The 11,454-nt window shown below is 50.1% G+C and carries 6 protein-coding genes and 1 pseudogene; all 7 read right to left on the bottom strand.

The window, feature by feature from the left end; translation table 11 throughout:
* Positions 1-32: 32 nt before the first annotated feature.
* On the bottom strand, positions 33-797 hold the full coding sequence (locus G358_RS0123095) for a DeoR/GlpR family DNA-binding transcription regulator (protein WP_019639629.1): 765 nt from the start codon (positions 795-797) through the stop codon (positions 33-35).
* A gap of 63 nt (positions 798-860) precedes the next feature.
* Complete coding sequence (gene rhaI, locus G358_RS0123090; RefSeq protein WP_019639628.1) at positions 861-2,081, bottom strand: L-rhamnose isomerase; 1,221 nt, start codon at positions 2,079-2,081, stop codon at positions 861-863.
* Between the two features lie 106 nt (positions 2,082-2,187).
* The gene (locus G358_RS0123085) at positions 2,188-4,257 is read right to left on the bottom strand and encodes a bifunctional rhamnulose-1-phosphate aldolase/short-chain dehydrogenase (RefSeq protein ID WP_019639627.1); all 2,070 of its coding nucleotides are present in this window, start codon (positions 4,255-4,257) and stop codon (positions 2,188-2,190) included.
* 251 nt (positions 4,258-4,508) lie between these two features.
* On the bottom strand, positions 4,509-5,981 hold the full coding sequence (rhaB, locus tag G358_RS0123080; protein WP_019639626.1) for a rhamnulokinase: 1,473 nt from the start codon (positions 5,979-5,981) through the stop codon (positions 4,509-4,511).
* 1,451 nt (positions 5,982-7,432) lie between these two features.
* Complete coding sequence (cysI, locus tag G358_RS0123075; RefSeq protein ID WP_019639625.1) at positions 7,433-9,157, bottom strand: assimilatory sulfite reductase (NADPH) hemoprotein subunit; 1,725 nt, start codon at positions 9,155-9,157, stop codon at positions 7,433-7,435.
* Between the two features lie 41 nt (positions 9,158-9,198).
* A complete protein-coding gene (locus G358_RS0123070; protein ID WP_019639624.1) occupies positions 9,199-11,019 on the bottom strand; it encodes an assimilatory sulfite reductase (NADPH) flavoprotein subunit in 1,821 nt (606 codons plus the stop codon).
* A 234-nt stretch (positions 11,020-11,253) separates the two neighbouring features.
* Positions 11,254-11,454 (bottom strand): annotated as a pseudogene (locus tag G358_RS32600) (group II intron reverse transcriptase/maturase); the annotation flags it as partial.

Raw genomic sequence — 11,454 nt, 5'->3', positions numbered from 1 at the left:
CGGGCCTATACTACGGCTTAAACTACTACAGCTTAAACAACCGTTACGGAAATCGATTTATCCGCTAAGGCCACCCTTGTCTCTTCTGTAATTCTCTGATCGGTAATGATCGTATCGACCTGTTCCAGACTCATCACATGGGTAAAGCCCTGCTGCCCAAATTTGCTGGCATCTGCCAGCAGGATGACCTGATCGGCAATCGTGACCATCTTCTGCTTGACGCGGGCCTGCAGCTCATTGGATTCGCTAACTCCCCGATCGAGATGAACGCCTTTGCAGGACAGGAACATTTTATCGACATAGTATGCTTCGAGCGACCGTTCAGCGAGCGGGCCGACAAAAGACAAAGAGCGATTTGCCAGCAGTCCGCCCGTTGAGATCACTTCAATTTTCTTTTTATTGCAAAGCTCGGTAGCAACACGGATTGAGTTCGTGAGCACGGTAAGCGGGATATCAGGCAGCTTGGACGCCATGTACCATGCCGTGGTGCTGGCATCGAGCAGAATGCGTTCTTTCGGCTGGATAAGCCTTACGGCTTCTTCCGCGATGCGCTGTTTCTCTTCGGCATGCATAACCTCGCGCTCCGCATAAGGAATTTCCGGCACATCTCCCTTTTGCTTCACGCTGACCGCACCGCCGTGCGAGCGGCGCAAACGGCCTGCCTCCTCCAGGCGATCCAGATCCCGGCGGATCGTCTCCTCGGTTACACGGCACAATTCACTCAGCTCGGATACACGCATACTGCCTTTTTCATCGATCATTTGCACTATTTTTTCATAACGTTCAGCTACCAGCATCTCACACTTCACTCCATCTTCTCATTGTGCTACTTATTCCCTATCCTGCACTAGACCTGCCAGTTACCAGCTGGCACCGCCTTTACCCCGGGACAAAATCTCGGTTCCATATCCGGAGGCGAGATATGCCTTCATTGGATCCTGCGGCAGCCCCTGCTCTTCGCGGACCGCATGCAGCAACGGCGCAACATCGAATTCAAAAGCGCGGCGAACCGCATCCTCCGCCCCCAGCACATCGCCGCGATCAGCCGCTTCCGCCACTTCTGCGTGATTGATCAACAGCGCTTTGGCGTATTGGGTCTGCACATTTAACACAGAACGGATCATCGCCGGAATTTTCTGTTCAATGTTGTGCGACTGGTCAATCATAAAGGCGATCTTATCCACGCTGCCGCGAATTTCTTCGTCTGCATCATCAGCTGCCAGAACAATTTGATAGAAAATAAGAAATAATTCATAAGGATTCATTGAACCGACGATCAAATCATCGTCCGCATATTTATAACTGTTAAAATGGAAGCCGCCAAGCCGCCCTTCATCTATCAAATAAGCGACGATATGCTCGATGTTAGCGCCTGGCAAATGATGTCCTGTATCGACCAGCACGTCGGCCTGAGGGCCCAGCTTTTGCGCGTAGTTGTAGGCCATGCCCCAATCGGCAATATCTGTATGATAAAAAGCGGGCTCAAACGCTTTGTATTCAATCAGCATGCGCATATCCGGCGTCAGCGCCCGGTACATTTCGGACAACGCTTCAAGCATCCACCGCTTGCGCTTGCGGAGATCTCCCTGCCCGGGGTAGTTTGTGCCGTCCGCAAACCAGAGGCTCAAATCGCGGGAGCCTGTTTCCTTGGCGATATCGACACATTCCAGCAAATGGCTGATCGCTTTCCGGCGTATGGCCGGATCGCTGTTCGTCACGCTGCCCAGCATGTAATCCTCATCCTGGAACAGATTCGGGTTGACCGCGCCAATGGTCAGCCCCAGGCTCTCTGCGTGGCTTCTCAGCTTTCCGTAATCATCGACGTGATCCCATGGGATGTGAATCGCTACCGAAGGACACAGTCCGGTCAAACGGTTGACGACGGCGGCATCCTCTAATTTCTCGAACGGGTTGCGCGGGACGCCCGTCTTCTGGAACACTTTGAATCGTGTCCCAGAATCACCGTAGCCCCATGAAGGCGTTTCGATTTTTAGCTGCTTCAGCTTCTGCTTCACGTTCTCCAAATCGATGCCTCTCGACTTTTGCTGCTCTTCAAACAACATATACGCTTTATCCGTCATAGACAAGCCCTCCCTTATAGTTGAATAGGTTATTCCCTGCTATATAAATTCAATTACCATAAATTCAATTACCATAAGTTCAATTATCATAAGTTCAATTCGCGTGTTAGCGTGTAAAAGCAGCTGGAACACCGCCGTCAATAGTTAGCATGCAGCCGGTCGTTTTCTCTGCTTTGGAGGAAGCGAAGAAAGCGATGCCTTCGGCCACGTCATGCGGATAAATGTTGACGAGCAACGTCGTGCGCTTCCGGTAATGCTCCTCAAGCTGATCCGGCTCGATGCCGTAAGCTGCAGCGCGTTCATTACGCCAGTTCGAGTTCCAAATCGCCGAGCCCTGCAAAATCGCATCTGGCAAAATCGTGTTCACGCGAATGCCGAATTCCCCGCCTTCCGCGGCAATGCAGCGGGCCAAATGCGCTTCCAGCGCTTTTACCGAGCTGTAGGCGGCCGCATTTTTACCTGCGTAAATGGAGTTCTTCGAGCCGACAAACACCATGCTGCCGCCGAACGCCTGCTCCTTCATCAGCTTGAACGCTTCCCTCGCCACGAGGAAATAACCGGTGCCCAGCACATTGATGTTCAAATTCCATTCCTGGAGCGAGGTTTCGTCAAAAGGGCTTGAAGTAGCCAGACCCGCATTGTTAACGATAATGTCGACACCGCCATAATGCAGGGCCGCCTGTTCATAAGCCTCGCGCACCATTTCCTCGTTGGTCACGTCCATTTTCACGGCTAAAGCGATCCCCTCACCGTATTTGGCGTTCAATTCATCGGCAACCTGCTGTGCGCCTTCCACATTCAAATCCGCCAGCACCACATGCGCTCCTTCAGTTACGAGCCGGCGTGCTGTTGCGCTGCCGATGCCGCCTGCACCGCCCGTAATGAAAGCGACCTTGCGGGAAAACTCTGCTTCAGCAGGAGCCAAAGACAGCTTATACAGCTCCAGCGGCCAGTATTCGACGTTATACGATTCGTTCTCGCTAAGGGAGACGAATTGACCGAGCGCCGTAGCCCCGCGCATAACCGCAATCGCCCGGTGATACAAGGCTGCGCTTACTTTGGAGTTGCTCCAGCTCTTACCGGTATTGATCATGCCGATGCCCGGAATCAAAATGACGCGCGGAGCCGCTTCAAACATAACGTCGCCTTCGTTTTTATTCCGCTCGAAGTAAGCCTTGTACTGCTCTTTGTAATTGGCAATGCCATCGATCAGTTTTTCCCGCAGCCCCTCAATGTCGTTTACATCCGGCGTCCAATCGATGAAGAGCGGAACGACCTTCGTATGTACGAGGTGATCCGGGCAGGCCGCGCCGATTTGCGACAGTTCTGCGGAATCCTTGCCGCCGGCAAAGGCCAGCACATCGTCTCCATCGTCATAGGTAAGAATCATTTTCTTTCCATCACTTACCGCGCCGCGAATCGAAGGCATTAATTTACCGACGATGCTTTCCCGTTCTTTGCTTGGGAGCGGCTGATGGATCATGCCGCCGAACAAGGCTGCCTCATTAACTCGAGCCTCGATATAGCGTTCGGCTTCGTTGATGATTTCGATCGTCTTGGCGTAGCACGCATCGGACGTATCTCCCCAGGTGACCAGCCCGTGCTTCTCCATAAGCACCAGCTCTGCTTTTGGATTATTCAGTACGCCCTCGGCAATCATTTTGGATAATGTAAATCCAGGCCGGATATACGGTACCCAGACGAAGCGGTCCCCGAATATTTCCTTTGCAATTTCCTGGCCGTTATCAGCACAGCACAGACTGATGATCGCGTCGGGATGCGTGTGATCCACATGATTGAATGGCAGGAAAGCATGCAGCAGCGTCTCGATGGATGCGCGCGGATGCTTCGCATCGATCATGCAATTCGCTAAATAAGCGACCATATCCTCGTCAGACATTTCATCGCGCTCAAACAACGGCTGAATATCTTCCATCCGCAGCCCGGTGAAATTGCCCTGCTTCATCGTCGCGAGATCAGATCCGCTTCCTTTTACATACATGACTTCAACATCGCGGCCTCTAAAATCTTGAATGACTGTTTTACTAGAGGTGTTGCCCCCGCCCCAGTTGCACACGCGGCGATCCGAGCCGATCAGGTTAGAGCGGTAGACCAGTTGATCAAGACCTCCTTGAAATTTGGATGCTTTAGATGAGTCCCATAAATTTTGTACCATGTCGCAAACCTCCGAATGATTTTTTGAATTTTTGAAAAGATTACCTTGACTAATTACTTTAATATTAAAAACTTAATGTTTTTAGCATTTATATCATTAATAAAATGGCCTGTTGTTAACTTGTCCTGTCCTCGCCCGTTGTCTGGTTTAGTTCTTCAATTGTTTAAATCTTCAATTCTTCAATTTTATTTTAATGGTTTATTTTCAAATGTTTGTTCATTTGTTTGTTTTGTGTGGTTATTTATTTGTTTTCATCTCTTTGATTTTATTTGTTTTGTTTTGATTTGCTCCCAGCGTGCGAAGATTTCGTGCTGCTCTTGTATTGGATCAGGCGAGAATTTCTTAACTTTAAAGGAACTGGCGACCAAACGGCGAGCGTCATGCAACTGTGGAACCTCACCCATGCTGATCATTTGCACGATGATGTTGCCCAAGGCAGTTGCCTCTGCAGGCCCGGCCATCACTTCAACCCCGGCGATATCGGCGGTCAGTTTACAGAGCAGTTCATTGTTCGCTCCGCCGCCTACAATGTAAATCGCCTCCAGCGTCTCGTTTGTCAGCTCCTGTAATTCATGAATGCTGTCTCTATAAGTTAGTGCCAGACTGTCAAATATACAGCGCGCCAATTGCCCAATCGTTTGCGGAGCCTCCCCTGTTGTTTCAAAGCAGCTATTTTGAATTTCCCGGATCATGCTGTCCGGGTTCAGGAATCGGTTGTCATTGCAAGGAACCAGGTGGCGAAAAGGCTCCTCCTCTAAGGCCAGGGCAGCCAATTCAGCGTAATTGTGGCTATTTTGCGCCTCCCTCCTTACCTCCTGAATCATCCAGAGTCCCATAATATTTTTGAGAAAGCGGAAGGTTCCGTAGGCGCCCCATTCATTCGTGTAATTGGCCTCCATCGCAGCCGGCGTATTTAGCGGGGAAGACCGTTCTACGCCCAGCAACGACCAAGTTCCGCTGCTAATGTATGCCCACGGTTTGTCCTGTGCGGCAGGTACGCCTACGACTGCCGATGCTGTGTCGTGTGTCGGTACAACGATCAGCTCGCAGGCCGGCAGGTCATATCGCTTCTGCAGTTCAGGTGAAATCATTCCCAGCCTTTCTCCCGGTGCAGCAAGCCTGGCGAACTGATCGCGCCTCAGCTTAAGCAGCGCAAGCAAATCGGCGTCAAACTCTTTTGTGTCCAGGTTTAAGAGCTGCATAGTCGAAGCGTTTGTCATCTCATTCATGATTTTGCCGGTCAAGCGGTAATAAAGATAATCCGGCACGAGAACGATCTGTCCTGCCCTAGACAGCTGATCGCTGTCATGCACGTATAGCTGGTACAGCGTGTTGAAAGGCTGCTCTTGAATCCCTGTTTTACTGTAAACAGCGGATCTGCTTATCGCTTGGTGCAGCTGGTCAGCCGCTTGCGCTGTCCTCCCATCCCGGTAAGCATACACATCATGAATGCGCTTTCCATCATCGTCAAGAAGGACGTAATCAACTCCCCAAGTATCAATCCCTAATGTGCAGCTATCCACCCCCTCTTGCTTGGCTTGTTGTAATCCCTTGATAATTTCAGCGAATAAATAATCTACGTCCCAGTAATGGTGCCCGCCCTTCTCGGCAAACGAATTGTCAAAACGATGAATTTCTTGCAGCTCAATTTGTTCATTGTGCAGCGTCCCTTTTACAAGCCGCCCGCTAGAAGCGCCGATATCAACGGCAATGTAGTTATTCATCCTAACCAATCTCCTTAAAAAGTGAGGTATAACATTATCCTATTTCCAAAATACCATAAAAGTCAACAAAAAGACATATATATTTCTTGTTTTATCTCCGTTTGTGTTTATTTTATCATTGTTTTTTTTGCTTTTATGTTTGTTAGCCCTTATTCCAGCAGCCATAGAAGTAACTTACGCAGACTGTTTTTCAGCAAAAGACGAATAGGCTGTCCAGAAACTCAGTAAAAACTGACTTTTTAAACAGCCCTTCGAGCTTAGGAGGATAGTTGGGGTTAGCGGATTGGTGGGAGGGGTAGGAGTGAGTTGATGAGGGTGGTGAAAGTGACTAGAGTGATGGCTGGCTGTTGAGAGCAGTGAGAGTGACTAGAGTAATGAGTGGCTGTTGAGAGCAGTGAGGTCACTAGAGTAATGAGTGGCTGTTGAGAGCAGTGAGAGTGGCTAGAGTAATGAGTGGCTGTTGAGAGCAGTGAGGTGACTAGAGTAATGAGTGGCTGTTGAGAGCAGTGAGAGTGACCAGAGTAATGAGTGGCTGTTGAGAGCAGTGAGAGTGACTAGAGTGATGGCTGGCTGTTGAGAGCAGTGAGAGTGACTAGAGTAATGAGTGGCTGTTGAGAGCAGTGAGGTGACTAGAGTAATGAGTGGCTATTGAGAGCAGTGAGAGTGACTAGAGTGATGGCTGGCTGTTGAGAGCAGTGAGAGTGACTAGAGTAATGAGTGGCTGTTGAGAGCAGTGAGGTGACTAGAGTAATGAGTGGCTATTGAGAGCAGTGAGAGTGACTAGAGTGATGGCTGGCTGTTGAGAGCAGTGAGAGTGGCGTGAGACTGATAAGACTGCCGATACTGGTGACATTAGCTGAACTCGTGGAACTGGTCAACCGCTAACGGACAGCAGATCCGCTATTTGTTGAAATAAGCCTGTTTCGCTATGCGTACGGACCCTGGTTCCGTTATTCGAGCAAACGGACTGCAAAAAACAGGTTTTTGGGATCAATAGCGGAACAGAGGTCCGTTAGTCTCCAAATTCCTCGTTATTTCACAAATAGCGTCGCCTGTGTCCGTAAAGGTCAGGACAGCATATATCCCCAGTCTCTATCCAGTCGCCCTCTTAGCTATCCAAGCCAATCAGCCAGCCATCCAAGCCAACCAGCTTGCCAGTCAGCCTTCCAAGCCTTCCAAGCCATCCAAGTCATCCAAGCCACCCAGGCCATCTAAGCAACACAGCCGGCAAGCAACTGCTTCACACTAACTCCTCATACCAGCAAAAGAACCCCTCATGCCAACAAAAACAGAAGTGTAAAAAAAGTCAGGCGGAAAAACGGCAGCGCCCCAAAAGTCAGAGTACAAAATCTAACTTTAAGGGGCACTGCTAATGCGGTGTTTTCCGTCTAACTTTAATCTTAGGGCTTATTGGACAGCCCCTCGTTTGTCATATAATTAAAATAAATGAATCAGGAATGAAAGTTTTGACCGTCCGTCACTTCTGCCACATAGCCGGCGCGGATGACGTAGTCGCCAAAATGCTCGCCTTCTTGCCGATCCTTGGCATACTGCTTAATAATCGGCTGCAGGGAATCCAAAATTTCATCTTCCCCGATGTTTTCTTTGTACAGCTTATTCAGCCGGTTTCCAGAAAAGCCGCCGCCAAGATACAAGTTGTACTTCCCGGGCGCCTTGCCGATGAAAGCAATTTCTGCCAGCATCGGTCTGGCGCAGCCGTTCGGGCAGCCGGTCATTCGGATGACAATATCGTCATCCTGCAAGCCTGACTCCTCCAGCATAGGCTCAATCTTACTGAGCAAAGATGGCAGGTAGCGCTCCGACTCCGCCATAGCGAGACCGCAGGTCGGGAAAGCAACGCAAGCCATGGAGTTTCTGCGCAGCGCAGAATAGTGCAGGCCGTCCGTCAGGCCGTATTCTTGAATAAGGCCTTCGATTTTCTTTTTCTTTTGACTGCTCACATTGGCAATGATCAGGTTCTGATTCGGGGTCAGACGGAAATCTCCAGTATGCACTTGGGCAATTTCCCGCAATCCTGTCATCAGCTTATAGTCTTCCTCGTCCTTGATGCGGCCATTCTGGATAAAGAGCGTAAAATGCCATTTGTTGTTGCTTCCCTTTACCCAGCCGTAACGGTCGCCGTTATGCTCGAAATGGTATGGTCTTGCTTCCTGCAAACTCCAGCCAAGACGATCCGTCAGCTCTTGAACGAACCAATCGAGTCCGCGGTCATCGATCGTATATTTGAAGCGGGCATGTTTCCGGACGGAACGATCCCCGTAATCCCGCTGGATCATCACTGTTTTCTCCGCGACATCGATCATCTGCTCCGGTAAGCAGAAGCCGATCACTTTAGAGATTTGCGGATATGTTTTCACATCTCCGTGCGTCATCCCCATACCGCCGCCTACCGTAACGTTAAAGCCTTTCAGCTCTCCGTTTTCTACAATCGCAATGAACCCTAAATCCTGCGAAAAAACATCCACATCGTTCGATGGCGGAACAGCCAACCCGATTTTAAATTTACGCGGTAAATAAACGCGCCCATAAATCGGCTCTTGCTCGGCCTGGCTGTCCTTGCTGTCGATTACCTTTTCCCCGTCTAGCCATATTTCATGATACGCATTGGTTTGCGGATCGAGATGACTGCTTATTTTGCTCGCCCAGTTGTAGACCTCGGAATGAATTTCCGATTGGTATGGATTCGGGTTGCACATGACGTTGCGGTTTACGTCGCCGCAAGCGGCCAGCGTGCTTAACAGCGCCTCATTGACTTCCTTAATCGTATTTTTCAGGTTCCATTTAATAACCCCATGCAGTTGGAATGATTGTCGTGTCGTCAGCCGAATTGTTCCGTTCGCATACTTCTGGGACACACTGTCCATCATCAGCCATTGCTTCGGAGTGACGACGCCGCCTGCGGCTCGGACCCGCAGCATAAACTGATAAGCTGGCTCCAGCTTCTGTTTATTCCGCTCGTTCCGCAAATCCCGGTCATCCTGCATATAGCTGCCATGGAATTTCATCAGCCGGTTATCATCCTCGGGAATGGAGGCTGTGATTGGATCTTCCAGCGTCTCCACAAGGCTTCCGCGCAAATAATTACTTCTTATTTTGATATCTTCAACATCGCTGTGCGGCGCACTGTTCGGCGAAATCAAATTGTTATCTGACATTTTCGCAATTCTCCTCTCGTAATCTTTGGGATCATCCGCTCTTAATACACATCCCGCTGATAACGTTTCTCCTGTTGCATCTGGGTTAAGTACTCTGCAGCCTGCTCGGGGCTAAGACCGCCCTCTTGTTCAAGAATCGTGGCCAAAGCCGCATGAACGTCATGCGCCATTTTCTTCTCGTCGCCGCATACGTACACTACAGCTCCCTGCTGCAGCCACTCGTACACCTCCCGGCTCTTCTCCAGCATCCGGTGCTGAACGTACACTTTCTTGTCGGTGTCGCGCGAGAACGCCACATCCATTCGTGTCAGGACGCCCTCCTTAAGCCAGCGCTGCCATTCCACTTGATACAGGAAATCCGTCAAGAAATGCTGATCTCCATAGAACAGCCACGATTTCCCCTCTGCTTCCGTCTCTTCCCGCTCACTCAGGAAAGCTCTGAATGGAGCTACCCCCGTACCTGGACCAATCATAATAATTGGCGTATCGGGATTATCCGGAAGCTTGAAGCTAGGGTTATGCTGAATATATACCGGCAGCGTAGCGCCTGACTCCACCCGCTCTGCAAGCTGGACGGAGCATACGCCATAACGATTCCGTCCATGAGCTTCATAGCGTACGGAACGGACGGTAATATGCACCTCATCCGGGGACGCTTTGGAACTGCTGGCGATCGAATACAGCCGGGAAGGAATTTTACGCAATATGGACACGAACTGGCTTGCCGGTACCCCTGTAAATGGATAATCCGTCACCAGGTCCAATAAATCACGTTCCGCTAAATACGAGCGCAGTTCCTGCTCACGTCCGGCTTCAAGCAGCCCTTTAAGCTCATCGCTAGAGCTTAGCTTTGCTGCCTGTTCCAGCAGCGGCTTAGTCAGGACGGTAATTTCATAATAACGAAGCAGTGCGTCTCTCAATGAGCGCTGCTCACCGTTCTTGTTCACGACAACGTTCTCTTCTCCGTTCCAGCCCATCGCTGCAATCAGTTCATCGACCAGAAGCGGATGATTCTCCGGATAGATCCCAATACTGTCTCCCGGTTCATACTGCAAATTCGAGCCTTCCAATGACAGCTCGATATGACGGGTTTCCCGATCCGAACCGCGACCGTTCAAATTCAAGTTCTCCAGCACCTCGGCTTGAAACGGATTTGTACGGGAGTACTCCGACTCCGCTCCGCTCACCGTTGGCACACTGGCTCCGCCCGCTGGGGCGCTAACTGAAGACAATTTCCCCAGCGACTCGATAACATTTCCGAACCATTCCGCAGCCGGTTCGTCAAAATCAACGTCACAGTCCACTCTAGCGGTTAAGCGTTCCCCGCCGAGCTCCTCCAGGCGCTTGTCGAAATCTTTGCCTGTCTGGCAGAAAAATTCATAGGATGTGTCGCCCAGTGCAAGTACAGAGAAACGCAATCCCTCCAGTTTAGGTGCTCTCTTGCTATGAAGGAATTCATAGAACGAAATCGCGCTATCCGGCGGATCTCCTTCTCCATGCGTGCTTACGACAATAAGCAGATTTTCAATTTTCTTCAAATTGTTCGGCTTGAAATCGCCCATCGAGACGACAGTGGCTTGAAAACTTTGATCTTCGAGCCTCTTAGCTAGCTTCGTGGCCAGCCCGTGGCTGTTCCCGGTCTGCGATCCATAAAGAACAGTTACTTCCTTGGAAATAACCGGCTCAGCCGCGGCGACCGCATTCAACAGCGCATTTCCGGCCGTCGCTGCACCTGCACCTTGCAGAGCCGTCAAATAGCCGCTAAGCCAAATCCGTTGCGTTTCTGATAACGTAGGAAGAAGACGATTGAGCAGTTCAGCCTGCTCCTGATTAAAAGGACTGTTACTTACTTGAAGTTCCAACTCATACCCACCTCACGCAGCATACATAGAATTCAAATCAATTCCTAGTAATACTATCTAATTTATCATTTAATAAAATTTATCATAGCGTGAGCAGACGGTCAATTAGATTGATCTTATATCGTCGATTAGTAATACTGATAAAGCGGGTTTTGATCGAGTAGGAGGGGGCGACTAACCCCCGTCCTCTCACACCACCGTACATGCGGGTCCGCATACGGCGGTTCCAAAAGGTTAACAAAGTTCCAGATAACGAGAAAGTAAACTTTTCAGCCCTTTCGTTTCCCAGTAGGAAGTCGGGAGGGCGTTATTTGTGTTTCTGGACATTTCCCAAGCACCGCGGCGGGAGTTTCCCATGACATAGCAGGCCCACTCCGGGACTCCAAGGGCCCTCAGTTCACGGATTCGGGTACGTACCCGTTTCCACTGTTTCCA

Origin of the sequence: Paenibacillus fonticola DSM 21315 (genome assembly GCF_000381905.1) — a bacterium.
Classification (GTDB): domain Bacteria; phylum Bacillota; class Bacilli; order Paenibacillales; family Paenibacillaceae; genus Fontibacillus; species Fontibacillus fonticola.
This window is presented reverse-complemented; position numbering and strand designations above follow the sequence as displayed.

Excerpts from the sequence above, each read along its gene's own strand:
- rhaB (WP_019639626.1), bottom strand. The coding sequence starts at position 5,981 with ATGAATAACTACATTGCCGTTGATATCGGCGCTTCTAGCGGGCGGCTT.
- cysI (WP_019639625.1), bottom strand. The coding sequence starts at position 9,157 with ATGTCAGATAACAATTTGATTTCGCCGAACAGTGCGCCGCACAGCGAT.
- G358_RS0123085 (WP_019639627.1), bottom strand. The coding sequence starts at position 4,257 with ATGGTACAAAATTTATGGGACTCATCTAAAGCATCCAAATTTCAAGGA.
- rhaI (WP_019639628.1), bottom strand. The coding sequence starts at position 2,081 with ATGACGGATAAAGCGTATATGTTGTTTGAAGAGCAGCAAAAGTCGAGA.
- G358_RS0123095 (WP_019639629.1), bottom strand. The coding sequence starts at position 797 with ATGCTGGTAGCTGAACGTTATGAAAAAATAGTGCAAATGATCGATGAA.